Origin of the sequence: Arthrobacter horti (genome assembly GCF_030731045.1) — a bacterium.
Lineage (GTDB): Bacteria > Actinomycetota > Actinomycetes > Actinomycetales > Micrococcaceae > Arthrobacter_E > Arthrobacter_E nanjingensis.
The window spans coordinates 1-18,140 of sequence record NZ_JAVALS010000023.1 but is presented as its reverse complement, the minus strand read 5'-3'; the positions used below and the strand labels follow the sequence as shown (position 1 = coordinate 18,140).

The 18,140-nt window shown below is 68.4% G+C and carries 12 protein-coding genes and 2 pseudogenes; 10 read left to right on the top strand and 4 right to left on the bottom strand.

Annotation, left to right across the window (positions count from 1 at the left end):
• From Q9R02_RS16365 to Q9R02_RS16340, 6 genes and pseudogenes are all read left to right on the top strand, one after another.
• Positions 1–1,669: pseudogene (locus tag Q9R02_RS16365) on the top strand (hypothetical protein); the annotation flags it as partial.
• Positions 1,670–1,765: 96 nt separating this feature from the next.
• Entirely contained in the window at positions 1,766–2,758 is a 993-nt protein-coding gene (locus Q9R02_RS16360) for a hypothetical protein (RefSeq protein WP_305997776.1), read from the top strand.
• 149 nt (positions 2,759–2,907) lie between these two features.
• Positions 2,908–5,442 carry an SdrD B-like domain-containing protein gene (locus Q9R02_RS16355; protein WP_305997775.1) on the top strand — a complete coding sequence of 845 codons (2,535 nt, stop codon included), beginning with the start codon at positions 2,908–2,910 and terminating at the stop codon, positions 5,440–5,442.
• Positions 5,443–5,642: 200 nt separating this feature from the next.
• On the top strand, positions 5,643–7,235 hold the full coding sequence (locus tag Q9R02_RS16350) for an MFS transporter (protein ID WP_305997774.1): 1,593 nt from the start codon (positions 5,643–5,645) through the stop codon (positions 7,233–7,235).
• A 3-nt stretch (positions 7,236–7,238) separates the two neighbouring features.
• Entirely contained in the window at positions 7,239–8,696 is a 1,458-nt protein-coding gene (locus Q9R02_RS16345) for an FAD/NAD(P)-binding protein (protein WP_305997773.1), read from the top strand.
• Positions 8,693–9,205 (top strand): hypothetical protein, encoded by a 513-nt coding sequence (locus Q9R02_RS16340; RefSeq protein WP_305997772.1) that lies wholly within the window; start codon positions 8,693–8,695, stop codon positions 9,203–9,205. Before Q9R02_RS16345 ends, Q9R02_RS16340 begins: the two co-directional genes overlap by 4 nt.
• A gap of 151 nt (positions 9,206–9,356) precedes the next feature.
• On the opposite strand, the gene Q9R02_RS16335 is transcribed toward Q9R02_RS16340, so the two are convergent.
• The 3 genes from Q9R02_RS16335 to Q9R02_RS16325 all read right to left on the bottom strand — a co-directional run bounded on the left by Q9R02_RS16335 (position 9,357) and on the right by Q9R02_RS16325 (position 11,843).
• Positions 9,357–9,845 (bottom strand): SRPBCC family protein, encoded by a 489-nt coding sequence (locus Q9R02_RS16335; RefSeq protein ID WP_305997771.1) that lies wholly within the window; start codon positions 9,843–9,845, stop codon positions 9,357–9,359.
• A gap of 17 nt (positions 9,846–9,862) precedes the next feature.
• Positions 9,863–10,219 carry an ArsR/SmtB family transcription factor gene (locus Q9R02_RS16330; RefSeq protein WP_305997770.1) on the bottom strand — a complete coding sequence of 119 codons (357 nt, stop codon included), beginning with the start codon at positions 10,217–10,219 and terminating at the stop codon, positions 9,863–9,865.
• Positions 10,220–10,346: 127 nt separating this feature from the next.
• Complete coding sequence (locus Q9R02_RS16325; RefSeq protein WP_305997769.1) at positions 10,347–11,843, bottom strand: NCS1 family nucleobase:cation symporter-1; 1,497 nt, start codon at positions 11,841–11,843, stop codon at positions 10,347–10,349.
• Positions 11,844–12,062: 219 nt separating this feature from the next.
• Here Q9R02_RS16325 and ggt point away from each other — a divergent pair.
• From ggt to Q9R02_RS16310, 3 genes and pseudogenes are all read left to right on the top strand, one after another.
• Positions 12,063–13,907, top strand: a pseudogene (gene ggt, locus Q9R02_RS16320) (gamma-glutamyltransferase).
• 125 nt (positions 13,908–14,032) lie between these two features.
• Complete coding sequence (locus tag Q9R02_RS16315) at positions 14,033–15,058, top strand: ATP-binding protein (protein WP_305997768.1); 1,026 nt, start codon at positions 14,033–14,035, stop codon at positions 15,056–15,058.
• A 240-nt stretch (positions 15,059–15,298) separates the two neighbouring features.
• On the top strand, positions 15,299–16,969 hold the full coding sequence (locus tag Q9R02_RS16310; RefSeq protein WP_305997767.1) for an alkaline phosphatase family protein: 1,671 nt from the start codon (positions 15,299–15,301) through the stop codon (positions 16,967–16,969).
• 81 nt (positions 16,970–17,050) lie between these two features.
• On the opposite strand, the gene Q9R02_RS16305 is transcribed toward Q9R02_RS16310, so the two are convergent.
• Positions 17,051–17,374, bottom strand: a complete 324-nt coding sequence (locus Q9R02_RS16305; RefSeq protein ID WP_305997766.1) for a DUF4190 domain-containing protein — start codon at positions 17,372–17,374, stop codon at positions 17,051–17,053.
• A gap of 201 nt (positions 17,375–17,575) precedes the next feature.
• On the opposite strand from Q9R02_RS16305, the gene Q9R02_RS16300 reads away from it, so the two are divergent.
• A complete protein-coding gene (locus Q9R02_RS16300) occupies positions 17,576–17,971 on the top strand; it encodes a VOC family protein (RefSeq protein WP_305997765.1) in 396 nt (131 codons plus the stop codon).
• Positions 17,972–18,140: the final 169 nt, after the last annotated feature.

The window sequence follows — 18,140 nt, the reverse complement described above, 5'->3', positions numbered from 1 at the left end:
CCTGCCCGGCCTCCCGGGTCTGCCGGGCGGTGACAACGGCGGCAACCCGGGCAACCCGGGAACCCCCGGCGTTCCCAACCCGTCCGACCTGCTCGGCAACGTCGTGAACACCGTCACCGGCCTCATCCCCGGTGGCACCCCGAGCCTGCCCGGCCTCCCGGGTCTGCCGGGCGGTGACAACGGCGGCAACCCGGGCAACCCGGGAACCCCCGGCGTTCCCAACCCGTCCGACCTGCTCGGCAACGTCGTGAACACCGTCACCGGCCTCATCCCCGGTGGCACCCCGAGCCTGCCCGGCCTCCCGGGTCTGCCGGGCGGTGACAACGGCGGCAACCCGGGCAACCCGGGAACCCCCGGCGTTCCCAACCCGTCCGACCTGCTCGGCAACGTCGTGAACACCGTCACCGGCCTGATCCCCGGTGGAACCCCGAGCCTGCCCGGCCTCCCGGGTCTGCCCGGCGGTAACAACGGTGGAACCCCGAGCCTGCCCGGCCTCCCGGGTCTGCCCGGCGGTAACAACGGTGGAACCCCGGGCCTGCCCGGCGTTCCGACCCTCCCGGGTCTGCCCGGCGGTAACAACGGCGGCAACCCGACAAGTCCGGCATCCGGATTGGCCAACACAGTTCTCGACCTGATCAAGGGTGTCGCCGACGCGACAACGTCGAACCTCCCCGGTCAGCCTGGCTCTGGCGGGACCAATCCAACCGGCAGTCTGGCCGATACGGTCCAGAATCTGATTGGCGGGCTCAACGGTAGCAACGGCGGAACCCCGACCCTCCCGGGTCTCCCGGGCCTGCCCGGCACCGGCAACGGCGGAACCCCGACCCTCCCGGGTCTCCCGGGCCTGCCCGGCACCGGCAACGGCGGAAGCACTGGCTCGCCCGCAGGTGATCCTCTTACCGCAATTTCTGATGCGATTGGCGGCCTCCTCCCCGATGGAGACGGCACGACGGGCAATCTGCCGGGTCTTCCGGATCAGCCCGTGTCCAACCCCGGTGACCTTCCGAGCGCGTTGCTCGGAGCGGTTCCCGGTCTGCAGTCCATCGTCCCGGTTCTGCCTGGCGGTGGGACCACGACACCGGGCGGCTCCAACTCAGGTGCTCCGACCGGCGCCCTCATCAGCCCGCTGAGTGCATTGGTAACCACGGCTGACAACCTCGTCAGCCCGGTCACCAACACCATCGGCAACCTCACCCAGGGTCTCACCGGCGGAACCACCGGCGGCAACACCGGCGGGACCACCGGCGGAACGACCGGCGGGACCACCGGCGGAACCACCGGCGGCAACACCGGCGGAACGACCGGAGGGACCACCGGAGGGACCACCGGAGGAACCACCGGCGGCAACACCGGAGGCACGACCGGCGGAACGACCGGAGGGACCACCGGCGGGACCACCGGCGGCACGACCGGAGGAACCACCGGCGGCACGACCGGCACCGGCATCGGAGGGGTCGCACCGGTCCTCGCACAGGAGCTCGGTCAGGCTCTGAACGCCAACGCCAACGCCCTGACCGGCACCGACACCGGCAGCAACGCCGCCGCGGATGCGGGCCGTGAGCTCGCCTCCACGGGCGCAGGAAGCCTTCTCGCCACCTTGGCCACCGGCCTGGTGACGATGGTCGGCGGCCTGTTCCTCCTGGGCGGCTCTCGCCGCAAGCAGGGCTGAGACCAGCCCTGGGAGGGCGGATCACCCCGGATCCGCCCTCCCAGGGCCCCGTCCCGGCTTTCCCGCATGACATGTCCCGCGCAGAAAGGAGGGATCATGCGACGCGCTTTTCGCCATCTGACCGTTCGCCTGGCCCTCGGCTGCGCGGCGGCATTCGTCGCCTGCCTGTTCTTCAGCAACTCCGCCTCAGCAGCGGAGAACCCCCCACCCAGCACGCCTCACCAAGGTGAGGCCCACCCCGTCGCCCCGACGCCGCGTCGCACCGCACCGCCCGCCTCGCACCGCGCCGTCGTCGACCACCGGCCCGCAGCGCGCGGCCTGGTGCCCGGCCTGCTCCATCGGGTCGCAACCACCACCTCCCACACACTTCCGGCGCTTTCATCCACCCTTGACCGCACGCTTCGCTCCACACCGTTACTCACGTCGGTGACGACGACGGCGACCGACCGCCTCCTCGCACCGACGCTGGAGTCGGTGGGTCGGCTGACGACCTCGGTCTCCGCTGTCACAGCTCAGGTCACCGGCGCTGCCGGCTCAGCGCTTCGCCCGCTGGGTCTCTCGCAGGTCCCGGCGACCACACAGACAGCGGTCGGCGCAGTCCTCGGCCCGGGAACCCCGGTTGCCGCCGCGCCGGCGACAACCCCGGCCCCGGCCAGGCCGACGACGCCGGCCCAGCCGACACCGCCCCTGCGGGCGGTCGTCCGCGCCGCCCAACCGGCCCCCGCACTTCCCCACATCGAACCGACGACGACGGCCAGCGCGCCCCGCGCTCTGAGCGCACCGACTGCGGTTTTCCACGTCGAGTCCCCAGGGCTGGGTTTCTCCGTGGCTGCGCCACCGGTCGCGCAACCGGCGCTGAGCCCCGGCAGCGGCACGCCGCAGGCTCCGGCACCGCCCGCTTCGCCGGCCCAGGATCTGATGTCCGCCGGATTCGGTTCACAGAGCTCAAGGCAGGACTCGGGCGGACCCACAGGCTTCTTCTCACTGACGTTCATCCCCCTTCCGGCGGCGTCCCCCCACGAATCACTCGGCTACTCGTGGCTGCCACCGGCGTCCCGCACCGCTGATCCCGACTACTCCCCCGACTGAGCCACCCGTCATGGCCGGTTTCAGGCCTTCACGAGGCCGCGGCCACCTGACCACACGTTTGCTCAGTAACAGTCATTGCTTCCCCACGCCCGAATTGGTGCCTTGCACGTCCCCGGGCCTGGAACATCAGATTGACAAGGAGTAGAACCATGTCCCGCACAACCCAACGCGGACGGCATCGCGCAGATGCCCCCGTCGCCTGGGGAGCGTTCGCTCTCCCCCAGCGCAGCGTTGCATCTCTCGCAGCCAAGACTGCTGCCGCCCTGGCCGTTACGGTCACCGCGGCGATCAGCGTCAGCGGCACCGCGTTCGCAGCCCCGGGAGCCTTCCCGGCCGCCCAGACGGTGTCCACGACCAGCCAGCACACCACGACGACGTCGCCGGTGAGCTCTCCCGTTCCGGGTCTTCCCGGAGTGAACCTGCCCGGTCAGCCGGGCGGCACGAACCCGGGAACCCCCGGCGACCCGAACCGGCCCGGCGCGGGTGGCATCCTGCCCACGCTTCCCCGGCTCAACGGCCTGTCCCTGACCAACCCGGACCCCAACCGCAATGTGTGGACTCCGGGCGCAGGCGGCACCACGACTCCCGGCGCCAGCTACGGAACCGCTCAGGTGGCCGTCCCTGGCGCACCGAACGTCTACCCGGGCGCGGGCGACTGGCAGGGCTACCAGGAGTACTCACCCTGGTGCTGGGCCCGTGGTGTGACCTGTGCCAACTGGAACTTCTCGCACCCGAATGCGGGAGGCCCCAACGGAGAACCGTTCTACCGGGTCAACGGAACCTCACTCGGCGTGGCCCCGTGCGTCCCCAACACCTCGGTGGGTCGTTTTAACTCACCTGAGTTCCTTTACAACACCGCCGGTGCGGCCAGCTGGAAGGTCGACTTCGATCTGCGGCAGACCAATCTGGTGGTGGGTGACGGCCATTCGTCGTTCACCGTTCAGATCCTGGACGACGCCGGCCGGGTGGTCACCACCGCGTACGGCCCCCAGGGCACCATGCCCACCAACACCTGGAACCATGTCTCGGCAGGGTTCGACGGCTCCAAGCTGGTGTTCGGCAAGAAGTACCGGATCAGCGTCATGGTGGACGTCATCCACGCCGAGACCGCACTGAACTGGGGAAACATCGATTTCGCCAATCTGCGGATGACCGCCACGCCGGGTGCCGCCGGAGCTCCGGTCCCCGCAGCCGACGCCCCGCTGAACCCATGCCGTGTGGGGACCGGCGGTGGTTTGGACCTGTGCCCGATCACGAACCGCGTCGGCCAGCTGGGCCGTCCCGTGATCGACCCGGCACAGAAGCTGGTGGGTCAGGGCCCACTGAGCGGTCTGGTCGACAAGACCAGTGGCGCCACGGACGTCCTGAATCTGCAGACCACACAGTTCCTGGGCTATCTGGTCCCGAAGGAAGCGCTGCCGAGCACCGATCCGCGTGATCTTCTGGGTTACGTCGAGGACGGGACCATCGGCAGCGTTCCAAACGGCGCCGTCAACTACGTCAAGGGCACTGTCGGCGGCGCTCTCGGCATCGTGAAGAACCCGGTTCCCACGGCCGTCAACACGGTCAAAGGTCAGCTGGGCAACGCCACCGATCTGCTGGCCGATCCGGGCCGCCTGACCAGGATCCCCCTGGACTGGCAGCTCAATAACGCCCAGTGGCTGGTGCAGACCGCCGTCACGCCAGTCCTCAGCAATCAGTCCCGGGACACGGCGATCGGCGGCAAGGTCTGGAAGGACACGAACAAGAACGGAATCATGGAAGCCGGCGAGCCCGGGGTCCCGGGCGTCCGCGTGATCCTCAGCGATGCCAACGGCACGGTCTACGGGACCAAGGTCACCGCAGCTGACGGAAGCTACCGTTTCAGCAACGTGGCGCCCCGTCAGGATCCGTCCGACTACTTCCTGACCTTCGATAAGTCGTCTCTGCCGTCCGGGACGGCGTTCGCCCCGCAGCACGTCCCCGGCTCCGTCCACGGGACCACCTCGGATGCGAACCCGGCCAACGGCAAGTCCGACCGTATCCGCATCACCCGGTACCAGCAGGATCTGAACTGGAATGCCGGCCTGGTGCCCGCACCGGTCACGAACCCCGGCACCCCGGGCGACAGCGGCACTCCCGGCCAGCCCGGCAACCCCGGAACCCCCGGCAACCCCGGAACCCCTGGCACTCCCGGCACCCCCGGCACCCCTGGCACCCCCGGCACCCCGGGCCAGCCGACCGGCACCACCGCCATCGAGCTGAGCGGCCTGACCGTCAACGGCCAGCCGATCAGCCAGGGCGTCCTTCCGGTCACCCCGGGGTCCACGATGACCGTCCGCTTCACCATCACCAACACCGGCACCCTTCCGGTGAACGGTCTGGGCGGCACGCTCCCCTCCGGTAACGGCAACCTGTCCTGTGCGGCTTCCACCCTGCAGGCCGGTCAGAGCACCAGCTGCACCCTGACCAGCACGGCGGCCACGGGGACCCATCAGTTCACCATCCGCGTCACGGCCACCTCGCCGTCAGGCGCTCAGACGGTCCGCACGCTGACCTTCAGCTACACCTGCGGCGCCGTGGTGACCCAGGGGACGGGCACCACCACCCCGGCCCCGTCCACCGGAACCACCGCTCGCACGGGTGCGGTCTCCGGCGTCACCCACCTGGTGGGTTCCCTCACGGGAAGCCTGCTCGGGAGGTGACGGACAGCCCGGTGGAGGGCACGCACCACAGCGCGGCCCCACCACCGGCGTCGTCCACCTGAATCGTCTGGAGCCCCCGTCCGGGGAACGGTCTGCCGAGCCCGTTCCCCGGTCAGGGGGCTCCGGCGTCCCGCTGTCCCGGCCGGCGTCGCCGGGCATCACCTCATCTCCGCACCGCCATCAGACCACTGGAGGCCAGCATGGACTTTCTTCGCACTCCGGGGCGCGCACGCCTCGCTTTCCTGGCCGGCATCGCCCTGGTCTTCGCCGGCGTCGCCCTTCACCTGCCCATGTACCTCATGGCCTCCCACATGGGCTTCATGCTGGCGGGGATGCCGATGGACCCGCTCATGATCGTCGGGATGGTCCTGGGCGCCGCCGGCCTGCTCCTCTGTACCGCCGCACTGCTGGCACCTCCCCGGAAGGACACCGGCGCGGACGCTCAGCAGACGGTGGCCCGCGGCGTCACCCACACCGTCACCGACCGCATGCAGGCACGGCACTGGCTGCTGGTCCTGGTCCTCATCTTCGCCGTCGCCATCGACACCCAGAAGCCGTTCACCTTCAGCCTGATCCTGCCGTCCGTCGCCGGAGAGTACGGGGTATCCAGCCCCGGCCATCCGGTCCCAGGTGCTCCGCCCGTGGCCCTGCTGCCGTTCATGGGCATCCTGGGCACCGTGATCGGGTCCCTCCTCTGGGGCATCCTCGGGGACCGCTTCGGACGCCGGGCCGCCATCCTCCTGGCGGCCGTCCTCTTCGTCTACACGTCGGTCTGCGGTGCCATGCCGGACTTCTGGGGCAATGTGGCCATGTGCTTCGTCATGGGCATCAGCGCCGGCGGGATGCTGCCCGCCGCTTTCGCGCTGCTCGCCGAGATCATGCCCACGCCAAGTCGCGGATGGCTCCTGGTCCTGGTCTCTGGTGCGGGCACCGGTCTGGGGTTCGTGATCGCCAGCCAGGCTGCGCAGCTTCTCATGCCGGTCTACAGCTGGAGGATCCTCTGGCTCATGGGGGTCGGCACCGGAGCCGTCCTGCTTCTCGCCGGACGGTTCATCCCGGAATCGCCCCGTCATCTCCTGGCTCATGGGCACCGGGCCGAGGCCCTGAAGGTCCTGCAGCATTACCGCGCACCGCTCCCGGTGGCGCAGCCCGTCCGGACCGCCGGGCTGCAGGACGTCTTCGCCCGCCCGTTCACCGGCCTGACCAGCGGCCTGGTGGCCTGCGCCGCAGCCTGGGGCGGCATCTCCTTCGGTGTACTGGTCTGGCTCCCCACCAACCTGACCCGCTCCGGCGGCACCTCGGTGGCCGAGATCAACGGGATCCTCGCGCAAGGCGCCCTGTTCGCCTTGCCGGTGAGCGCCGTCGTCGCCTGGATGTACTCCCGGTGGAGCGCCCGCCGGTCCCTACTGCTGTCCACCTCCCTCACCGCGGTGGTGCTGCTGGCCTATGTGATCGCGGGCGACCACATGGCCGGGAACCGTCCGCTCCTGGTCACGCTGGTCAGCCTCCTGCTGGTGAGCAGTTGGGCGGCCACAGCGGTCATCACGCCCTATTCCGCGGAGATCTACCCCACCGGCATTCGCGCCCGGGGGGCCTCCGTGGTGGCGGGGGCCGGCAAGCTCGGCGGCGTGCTGGCACTCGGCATGTCCGTGACAGGCATCGTCCCACCCGGCATCGGAGTGTCCGCACTGATCTCGTTGATCCCCATGATCCTGGGCGTCGGCATGCTGGCCGTCTACGCGGTGGAGACCAAGGCGCAGGCCCTCGAGGCCGTGGTCGTCACGGAGCGCTGAAGCATGGGACGGCGCCGCGAACCTCAGCCACGGGACGCCGTGGTGGTCTCCATCGGGGGCGGGCTGAGCTCCTTCGCCCTGGTGGACCGCCTCCGCATCGGCGGCGTGCAGAAGGCGGACATCCGGGTGGTCTCTTCGGGGGCCTGGCCCTGGGAGGGGTTTCAGGCCACTTGCCGGGCCTCGGGCATGCTGGACGACAGCCCCCTGCGCTCGGACTCCTCCTCCCGCATGGACAACATCTGGGGGTTCCCCGGCTATGCCATGACTCAGGCGCTCCGGGACCACTCACCCCTGCCGATGCTGAAGACCCTGGGCGAGCCGCTCCTGAACCAGCCCTACACCCCGCCTCTGGGCCTGTTCACGGACACCCTGGAGCGGGAGGCCCGGCGCATCGGCTGGCCCTCCATGCTGGTACGCGGCCAGGCCACCGCCGTCGACCGGCTGCCGGATGGCCGGTACCGGGTCCTGGTACGGCGGCAGAAAGGCCGGCCCATGGCCCTCACCTGTACCCATCTTCATCTGGGACTGGGCGCCACAGGGCCGCGGGTGGCTGAGGACGCGGGCGGATTCCGCGCTGAGCACGGGGCGGAACGGGTGGTCCACGCCTACGAGCCGCACGATCACGTCTACCGCGAGCTCGCCGCCCGCGGCGGGTCCGTGTTGCTGCGCGGCAATGGCATCGCGGCCTCCCGCGCGCTGCACCGGCTGATCCAGGCCAAGCGGGAGGGTGGCGTCGACCTTCAGATCTGGCACGTCTTCCGCAGCTACCGGACGGACTCGCCGCAGCCCGGCGGCCCGGAGGAAGAGGCGCACGACGCCGGCCTGGCCCGCACCGGGGACGGCTTCCGCTACCAGCCGTTCAGCTTCCCCAAGGGCGCCTTCAGTGGTCAGCTGCTTGACCGCACCCGGGCGCTGCCGGAAGAGGAACGGCTGGACCTGCTGGCAGAGCTGGGTGCCACGTCCACGCCATACCGGCGGGAGTGGGTGCAGGAGCTCCGGCAGGCCCGTTCGGATGGCTGGTACCGGGCCGTGCGCGGGGAGAACACGGCGTTCACCGAGTTCCCAGACTGCGTGCAGGCGAGCATCTCGCTGAGCAATGGCCGGCGCCTCAGCCTGGAACTGGATTTCGCGGTGGACGCCACCGGACGCAATGGCCGGGCGGTGGATCATCCACTCGCGGCGCAGCTGGTGGATGCCGGGCTGGCAGAGGCCAATCCGCTGGGATCGCTGAGGGTGGACGACGACTTCGTGGTCCAGGGTTCGCGGGGCCCCGGGCTGCTTCTGGCGTCCGGGATGATCACCCGCGGCGCACCGCTGGGCCCGGTGGATTCGTTCTACGGGATGCAGAGCGCGGCCCTCGGTATGGCCGATGCGCTGGCGGAGCGGGGCGTCGGCCGACGGCTCGGCTCTTGGCGTTCCGTGAGCCAGTGGCTGCGCTGGGTGGGAGGGCGGCAGCCATGATGCTCTCGCTGTCCGGCCGCCTGCAGACGAGGCTCCTGCTGGCCGTGTTCGTGGCGCTGCCCTGGGCGCTGCTCGCCGGAACGTGGTTCGGCGTGAGCCGGGCCGGAGCGGTCCTCATGGTCCTGCTGATGACCGGGCTGGGGCTGCTGTGGGAACTCGTGTACCACGGGCTGCAACAGCGCCGCTGGGACAAGGACTGGCCGAGCCTTCTCGCGCTGCTGTCCGGGGCCGCCGAGTACGCGGCGCTCCGGCTGGTCCTGCTCCTGCTCGGAGTGGACGAACCCGCCGCCGGAGCCGGATGGTTCTTCGTCAGCGCGTGGCTGCTTCTCTGGGTGATCCAGCAAGGTCCGCTGCGGGTCCTCGCGCCGCGGTGGCGGTTCCAGGGCGGCCGCGCAGTGCAGCTGAAAGCACGACGGCGCCCCACCGGACGGCGGGCGGCGGTCCGGCACGCTACGGCCGTCGATGCCGGGGTCAGCGGAGCTGAGCGCCGACGGACCGAGGCCGGCTGATAGCCGGTCCCGCTGACCCGGGCCACCACTGACGCAGGCCCCCGACGCAGCCCCTCGCTGACGAAGGCCGGCGCAATGGGCGACGGCGGCACTCACTCGAGTGCCGCCGTCGTCGTGCGTCCGCGCCGCCTCTTCTGCGTGAGGCGCGCTCTCATTCCGCCAGCATGGCGTCGATCTGGCCCAGCGCCTCCTTCATTCCTTCTTCCATACCCATCTCGATCAGTTCCTGGAGCTGCTCGACCGTGTCGTTGTGGGATGCGATGGTCATGCGGGTGCGGCCGCCACCGAGGTCTTCGACGGACACTCGCATCCTCCCGGAGGGCTGGCTCAGGTCCGGCTCGCCGTTCGCGTCGGCGAAGCCGTCCTCGATCTCCAGGCTGGCGGGCCGGCCGATGGCCAGGAACCTCCACCAGCCGTGGGCCTTCTCACCCTCCGGACCGGTCATGTGATACCTGGCCTCGCCGCCGACGGTGAAATCGAAGTCCGTGAAGGTGGCCGGCCAGGTGGGCGGCCCCCACCAGCGCTCCAACTGGCGAGGATCCTCCCAAAGCTGCCAGACGCGGTCCACGCCGGCGTCGAACTCATTGACGATGGTGAGGGTCAGGGCCTCGAGGTCCTTGACCGAGCTGACGACTGTCATGTCATTCCCTTCCTGTCCTACGTGGTTTCCCGCGGCGTTTCGGCGAGGATCCGGTCCATCCGGAGGGAGCGCTCCCGCCAGATCTCTTCGTAGCGGTCCAGCGCCTGGCGGGCCAGGGCCAGCCGCTCGTGATCGGCACTGACCATCTGCTCCCTCCCCCTCTTGTCCTTCCGGACGAGCCCCGCGCGCTCCAGCACGGCGACGTGCTTCTGAACGGCGGCGAAGCTCATGGCGTAGAAGGCGGCGAGCCCGGACACGGAGCGCTCCTGAAGCGAAACGCGCGCGAGGATGTCACGCCGCGTAGTGTCGGCGAGCGCCTGGAAGAGCCTGTCCAGTTCTTCCGGCTCGGGGGTTCGGAGCTGATCTACAACCATTTGGTTGTACGTTATCGCGATGACGACGGCGCGTCAAGGGTTCTGCGCGCAACGGTCCAGGAGGGACAAACAAGGGGCCGCACCGGAGACTCCGGTGCAGCCCCTTGCGGAGAGGGCGGTCTGAGCGTTAGACCGCGCCCTCCAGGTCGACCTCGGTGAGGTCATCGCCCTGGGTGCCCGCGTCGGCTACAGCACCAGACCGCCGCGCACCTCCCATGACGAAGTAGTAGGCCAGCCCCGCACTCACCAGTCCGACGGGCCAGGCGAAGGCGGCCGCGGCACTGAAGGCCGGGACGAGGGCCAGGACGGCGGCCACGACGGCCGTGGGAATGAAGACCGCGACGGCTTTGGGGTTGACGCCCTTGCGGTAGAAGTACTCGCCGCTCTCATCCGAGCGGTACAGCGCCTTGATGTCCACCACTCCGCAACGGACCAGGTAGAAGTCCGCGGCCATGATCCCGAACAGCGGACCGAGGAAAGCACCCAGACCGCCCAGGAAGTAGTTCACCACCACGGGATTGGAGTACAGGTTCCATGGCATGACCAGCAGCGCCAGCACGGCGCTGATGAGACCGCCGCGCTTGAAGGTGATGTGCTTGGGCCACACATTGGCCAGGTCGTACGCCGGCGAGACGAAGTTCAGGACCACGTTCACGCCGATGGTCGCCACGATGAACATGACGGCGCCCACCACCAGAACAGTGGTGTCCGGAACCTTGGCCAGGATGAGCGCCGGGTCCGTGATCGCCTTGCCGAACACCACTACGGTGCCGATGGTCATGGTGATGCTGATGGCCGCGAAGGCGGCGAAGTTCACCGGGATGCCCCAGAAATTGCCGCGGACCACGGCCTTGGCGGAGACGGCGAAGCGGGTGAAGTCACAGTAGTTCAGGAGCATCGTGGCATAGGTGGCCACGAGCAGGAACGCGCCGGTGAGCACCCCCAGGAACGCATCCCCTCCGGACAGCGGGGCGATGGAGAGATCCATCGGGATGTTCCAGTGCGCCTGGGAGAGTAGCCAGATGGCCATGGCAAGCATGACCACCCACACGATGGGGCCGGCCCAGTCCTGGAAGCGGCGCACGGCCTCCATGCCGCGGGTGATGACCACCAGCTGCAGCACCCAGAGCAGGAGGAAGCAGACCCAGCCGAGCAGGGACAGGCCCAGGAAGCTCTGATCCTGCCAGCTCTGCAGCGCCGGATCGATGCGGAGCAACAGGACCACCACGGCCATGGACGCCAGATAGGTCTGGATGCCGTACCAGCAGATCGCAATGACTGCGCGGATCAGGGCGGGGATGTTGGCACCCCAGACCCCGAAGCTGATGCGTGCCATCACCGGGAACGGCACCCCGGTGCGCTGGCCCATGCGGCCGGCCCAGTTCATGCCGAAGAAAAGGATGCCGGTGCCGATCAGGATGGCGGCCAGGACCTGCCATCCCGTGAGGCCGATGACGAAAAGGCCGGCCACGAACGTGTAGGTGCCGATGTTGTGGATGGCGGACATCCACACGGCGAAGAAGCTGTACGTGGACCACTTGCGCTCGGTGGCGGGGGCGAGGTCTTCGTTGTACAGGCGGCCGCTGGGGTCGAGCGCGGCCAGAGTCTGGTGGTCGGTCGCCACGATGTCTCCTGATGTCTCAATATTGGGATCCCATCCCGGGATCCCAGATTGAGTGTCCTGGATCACAGGGCCGCGCGTCAATGCCCTGCCGTAAATGACTGCCGACGACGGCGGGCGGCCGCCGGGCGCGCCCGGGCGAGTCGCCGTCGTCGTCGGACATCCATTGCCCCTGTCCAGCGGCGGCAGTAGCGTGACAGAACCGTCAAGTTGCATGACTCAATGAGGAGGAATCACGTGAATCGGTTACCCAGACGCGCCGCGGCGACAGTCGCGGCGCTCGCTTTGTCGCTCACCGCCGGGACGGTCTCCACACCCCTGGCCCAGGCGGATCCACGGCCCACGGCGAAGACCCCTACGGCCACCGGTTACGGTGGAGCCATCAGCACGGTGGACCCGGAGGCCTCCGCCGCGGGCCTGGAAGTGCTCCGAAGGGGCGGCACCGCAGCAGATGCCGCCGTCGCAGCCGCGGCGACACTCGGCGTCACCGAGCCGTACAGCGCCGGCATCGGCGGTGGCGGGTACTTCGTCTACTACGACGCGAAATCCAAGACCGTCAGCACGATCGACGGCCGTGAGACGGCGCCCGCGGGCATCACCCACGACGCCTTCATCGACCCGGCCACCGGGCAGCCGTACCCCTTCACCCCGCAGCTCGTGACGAGTGGCGTCTCCGTCGGCGTGCCCGGCACGGCCGCCACCTGGGAGCGCGCGCTGGAACGCTGGGGCACCATGAACCTGGGCGAGGCGCTCAAACCGGCCATCAAGGTGGCGGACCGCGGCTTCGTGGTGGATGACACCTTCCGCCAGCAGACCCTGGACAACAAGCAGCGCTTCGCGGCGTTCACCTCCACCAGCAAGCTGTATCTGCCCGGCGGCGACGCCCCGGCCGTGGGCAGTGTGTTCCAGAACCACGATCTGGCGGCGACGTACCGGCTGCTGGCGAAGGACGGCATCAAGGCCTTCTACACGGGTCCGCTGGCGCAGGAGATCGCGCAGACGGTGCAGGCTCCGCCGAAATCCCCGGACACCACCCTTCCGGTACCGGTGGGATCCATGACGGCGGCGGATCTGGCCAAGTACTCGGTGGTGGACCAGGATTCCACGCACGTGAACTACCGCGGCCTGGACGTCTACGGCATGGCGCCGTCCAGCAGCGGCGGGACGACGGTGGGCGAGGCCTTGAACATCCTGCAGAACTTCTAGCTGTCCGGGATGGACAGTACGCAGGCGCTGCACCACTACTTCGAGGCGAGCTCGCTCGCGTTCGCGGACCGGGGCAAGTACGTGGGCGATCCGGCCTTCGTGAACGTCCCGACGGCGGCGCTGACGGATCCGCTGTTCGGCAAGGAGCGCGCGTGCCTGATCGACCCGACGAAGGCGCTGCCGAAGCCGGTGGCGCCGGGTGATGTGAGCTCGTACGACGGCGTATGCCCGGGCGGCGCGGCGCCACTGGCCCGGGAGCACGACACGGAGAACATCTCCACCACGAATCTGACCGTGTCCGACCGCTGGGGGAACGTGGCCGAGTACACGCTCACCATCGAGCAGACCGGCGGCTCCGGCATGGTGGTTCCAGGGCGCGGCTTCCTGCTGAACAACGAGCTGACCGACTTCTCCACGGTCTGGAGCGCGAGCGACCCGAACCGGATCGAGGCGGGCAAGCGGCCGCGTTCGTCCATGTCGCCGACGATCATCCTCAAGGACGGCAAGCCGTTCCTGGCGCTGGGTTCGCCGGGTGGGTCCACGATCATCACCACGGTGCTGCAGACCATTCTGAACCGGGTGGATCTGGGGATGGACGTCTCCCAGGCGATCGCGGCACCGCGAGCCGCCCCGCGGAACGGCGCCACGGTGGTGGCGGAGCCGGCGTTCATCTCTGAGTACGGTGCGGGGCTGACGGCGCTGGGGCACAAGCTGGTTCCGTCGGGTGACTCGTTCACCTCGGCCTCGGAGATCGGGGCGGAGACGGCCATCGAGTTCCGTCCGGACGGCAGCCTCGTCGCGGCAGCAGAGCCCGTCCGCCGCGGTGGCGGCTCGGCGATGGTGGTGTCGCCGACGCGCTGACTCAACCGGCTCAGTAGCGCGCGACGGCGGCGGGAGGCTCCCGCCGCCGTCGTCATGTGCGGAGGCAATACGACGTCGGCAACCACATTGCAAGCTTTAGGATCCTTTATTAGATCTACATAAAATTGCCTAAATCTCATAAGATCGTCGAGTTCGAAGCCAGCAAGCACGACGACAGCCAGTTCAGGAGCATCCTGTACTCGAAGCTTCGTACGGTACTCTTCCAGATCTCCCCCGCAGCCAAGTGGAATGCCAAACTCAAGGATGCCGCTCGGATTCTGAAGTCATTCAGCCTGTCAATTGATCCGTCATCCGGCGCTCCCACGATTGCCCTTGACGTTGATGCTGCCGAAGGCTTTGGGGATCACAACAATCTCTCACTGGATCTCACCGACGTCCTCGTCGCGTTGGGGGAGGCCGCGAAGGAACAGAGGACCGGAGTGGTTCTACTTTTCGACGAGGTTCAGTTCCTGACCCAGACTCAGCTCGAGGCGGTGATCCAGGCCATTCACAAGACAGTGCAGCGAAAGCTGCCTGTGGCTTTTGTGGGCGCCGGATTGCCGCAGATCGCAGAACTGGCCGGAGACGCCAAATCCTATGCCGAGCGACTGTTCCGCTTTCCGAGTATCGGCCGATTGAGCCGGCCGGACTCCGGCCTGGCACTGGTCAAGCCCGCCAGCGAAGAAGGCGTGTCGATTGAAGCCGAAGCACTGCCTTTGGCCTTCGAACTGACGGACGGATACCCCTACTTCCTCCAGGAACTCGGGTACCAAGTATGGGGGATATCCAACGGGCCATCGATCACGCTGGAGGACGTAAAGGACGCGCAGAACGCCTATGAGGCCAAGCTCGATTCGTCATTTTTCAGAGTCCGGCTGGATCGGGCGACACAGCTGCAGATCGCATATCTGAGGGCGATGGCCGAGCTGGGCCCCGAGCCTCAGAAGGCGTCCGACGTCGCCTCGCTCATGGGCCGCGAGTCTTCCCAGTTGGGTCAGACCCGCGCCGAGCTGATCAGCATGGGCCTGCTCTACACACCGTCCCACGGTTACGCCGCATTCACTGTCCCGCACTTTGACAGATTCATGATGAGGGCCGTTCCCGTGCTCGACATCCCTCCAGTCAAGAAGCGGCGCCGCAAGACGGCCTAGTCCACACACCGATGCCGCGTGGCCCGCCGCCGCGAAGCGGCGATTCGTCGTCATCTGCGGGCCCAAGCTGTCAGTTCCCCGGGAGTTGGGCGGACAGCGGTGAGCCGGCGGCGGAACAGGGAGCGAACTCTCGGTGCACATTGCCCGCGAGCGCCCTGGCGTGCGTGACGGGTTGTCAGAATCGCCAAGGGGCCGCCCCCGCGGCCCGTCGATGACATCCCCGTTCCGAAAGGAATCCCCGTGAAGTCCTCCCCTCAGCGCGTCGCCGCGGCAGCACTCGGCGTCGCACTCGCCACCGCCGGAATCGCCACGGCAGCCGTCGCCGCCCCGTCGGCCACGGCCCAGAACGCCGCCCCGCAGAAGGCCGCCTCCGGCAAGCACGTCCTCCTCCTCTCCGTGGACGGCCTGCACCAGTCTGACCTCGACTGGTACGTCAAGGCCCACCCGGCGTCCGCACTGGCCGCCCTGGTCAACCGCGGCACCAGCTACACCCAGGCCCAGACCCCGGTCCCATCCGATTCCTTCCCCGGCATGGTCGGCCAAGTCACCGGCGGCAACCCGGGCACCACCGGCGTCTACTACGACGACACCTGGAACCGAGCCCTGTTCCCGGCCGGAACCACAGACTGCTCCGGCACCGCGCCGGGCGGCGAGGTCAGCTACACCGAGGCCGCGGACCGCGATCCGAACGCGCTCGACGCCGGTCAGGGCCTGGCGAATCTGCCGAACAGCATCCTGCAGATGACCGGCACGCCGCGCAGCCTCCTGGATCCGGCGCAGCTGCCGGTGGACCCGAAGACCTGCAAGCCCGTGTACCCGAACCAGTACCTCAAGGTGAACACCGTGTTCGAGGTGGCCAAGAAGGCCGGTCTGCGCACGGCGTGGTCGGACAAGCACGCCGCCTACGACATTCTCAGCGGCCCGTCCGGGCAGGGCATCGACGATCTGTTCGCGCCGGAGATCAACTCCTCCGCAGCCATCGCGGGCTTCAATGGCGACTGGACCAAGGACAACGCGGCCACTCAGCAGTACGACTCGTACAAGGTCCAGGCCGTGCTGAATGAGATCGGCGGCAAGGATCACTCCGGAACCACCAAGGTGGGCGAGCCGGGCGTGTTCGGCATGAACTTCCAGAGCGTCTCCACCGCACAGAAGCTGCCGAAGTCCGACGGGCTCGCCGGAGGCTACCTGGCCGACGGCACCACGCCCGGCCCGCTGCTGTCCAAGGCGCTGGACTACATCGACACCCAGGTGGGCGCGCTGACTTCCGCGATCGCCGCGAGCCCGGACGCCAAGAAGACCACGGTGATCCTCTCCGCCAAACACGGCCAGTCCCCCATGGACCCGGCATCGCTCAAGCGCGTGGACGACGGCCCCATCGTCGATGGGCTCAACACGGCCTGGCGCGCCGCGGGTCACGCGGGCGACCTGGTGGCATTCTCCACCAACGACGACGTCATGCAGCTCTGGTTCACCGAGCACACGCAGGCGGCCGCAGACTTCGCCAAGAAGTACCTCGAGGCGAACGCGGCGGCGGGCAACGACATCAACGGCGCCCCCCTGAGCGTGCAGGCGTCCGGTCTGAGCACGGTCTACGCGGGCGCCGAGGTTGCGTCCTACTTCCACACCTTAACCACGGACGAGCGCATCCCGGATGTGTTCGGCATCGTCCAGCACGGCGTGGTGTACACCGGCGGCAAGGGCAAGATCGCCGAGCACGGCGGCGCCGATGCGCAGGACCGTCACGTGCCGATCGTCGTCGCGAGCGGCGTCGGCGGCGCGGCCCGGACGGTGACCTCCGCGGTGGAGACCACCCAGATCGCGCCGACCATCCTGCGGGAGCTGGGCCTGAACGTGAACGATCTGCAGGCGGTCCGCATCGAAGGGACGCGCGTGCTGCCGCAGCACTGATGCTCGCCGCATTAAACGGACGACGACGGCGGGAGGCTCCCGCCGTCGTCGTCCGTTATGCCGATACTGTGAGCCGGCGGCTCAGCTGCAGGTGTACGTCACGCCGCCGACCACGTGCGTACCCGGGCCGAGATCGGCGCAATGCGAGGCCAGGCTGCCCAGCACGGAGACCATGACGACGATGCCGATGATGATCGACAGGGCGCCGATCACGATGCCGGCGATGGCCAGTCCCTTGCCTCGCTGACCGGTCCGCTTGATCTGGACCAGGGCGATGATGCCGAGGATCACGCCCACGATGTTGATGATGAAGGCGCCGATCAAGGACAGGATCGCCAGAACGTTGGTGCCGCTCTTCTGCGGCGTGTATTGCTGCTGGGCTTGGTACTGCGGGACTTCACTCATGATGATCTCCTCTGCGGTGGTTCGGGCGGGCCGGTCATCCTGGGCGGATCACCGGGAAAAGCTGGTGTCCGCCTGTGAGCCTACCGGCCCGGCAGCTTCCCGGGAATGGGGAGCGCTCACCATGGCCGGCGTCGCCCCCGGTTCCTTTCATCCGACGTGAGCGCCATGGGCAATTCCCTCCATTCCTGCTTGACTGAGCGCATGGCGCATCCTCTGGTGTACATCCACTTTCCGGGTACGGCGCGGCAGGCGCTGGAGTTCTATCAACGCGTCTTCGGCGGTGAGCTGCAGCTGAACACTTTCGCGGAGTTCGGGCGCGACGACGGGCCGGGAGACTCGATCGCGCACGGCATGCTGAGCGGGCTGGTGGAGCTCGGCGGAGCCGACGCGGCGGGTGAGGACCGGCCGCTGCGGTCGGAGGGGCTCATGCTTTCGCTGCTGGGCACGGCTCCGGCGGAGAAACTGACGGCCTGGTTCGGGCAGCTGGCCGAGCATGGACGGGTGGTGGAGCCGCTCGAGGTCCGGCCATGGGGAGCCACCGACGGCCAGGTGGTGGACAGGTTCGGCGTTCATTGGCTGGTGGGGTTTGAGAATTGACCTTTTTCTGACTGAGAAAACTCTGTCAGACCCCTCCTAGTAGGATGAGCCTGTCAAGTTGTTTGTGTAAGCGGGGCGTTGCCGGGTTTCTAGAGGTAGGGCTGGATTCGGTCGGGGTAGGCCAGGGCGAGTTGGGCGAGGGCTTGTTTCCAGTTCGTGGTGATCTGTC

What these genes read in the sequence shown, in the direction of transcription:
- Q9R02_RS16360 (WP_305997776.1), top strand. Translation starts at nt 1,766, where the DNA reads ATGCGACGCGCTTTTCGCCATCTGACCGTTCGCCTGGCCCTCGGCTGC.
- Q9R02_RS16355 (WP_305997775.1), top strand. Translation starts at nt 2,908, where the DNA reads ATGTCCCGCACAACCCAACGCGGACGGCATCGCGCAGATGCCCCCGTC.
- Q9R02_RS16350 (WP_305997774.1), top strand. Translation starts at nt 5,643, where the DNA reads ATGGACTTTCTTCGCACTCCGGGGCGCGCACGCCTCGCTTTCCTGGCC.
- Q9R02_RS16345 (WP_305997773.1), top strand. Translation starts at nt 7,239, where the DNA reads ATGGGACGGCGCCGCGAACCTCAGCCACGGGACGCCGTGGTGGTCTCC.
- Q9R02_RS16340 (WP_305997772.1), top strand. Translation starts at nt 8,693, where the DNA reads ATGATGCTCTCGCTGTCCGGCCGCCTGCAGACGAGGCTCCTGCTGGCC.
- Q9R02_RS16335 (WP_305997771.1), bottom strand. Translation starts at nt 9,845, where the DNA reads ATGACAGTCGTCAGCTCGGTCAAGGACCTCGAGGCCCTGACCCTCACC.
- Q9R02_RS16330 (WP_305997770.1), bottom strand. Translation starts at nt 10,219, where the DNA reads ATGGTTGTAGATCAGCTCCGAACCCCCGAGCCGGAAGAACTGGACAGG.
- Q9R02_RS16305 (WP_305997766.1), bottom strand. Translation starts at nt 17,374, where the DNA reads ATGAGTGAAGTCCCGCAGTACCAAGCCCAGCAGCAATACACGCCGCAG.
- Q9R02_RS16300 (WP_305997765.1), top strand. Translation starts at nt 17,576, where the DNA reads ATGGCGCATCCTCTGGTGTACATCCACTTTCCGGGTACGGCGCGGCAG.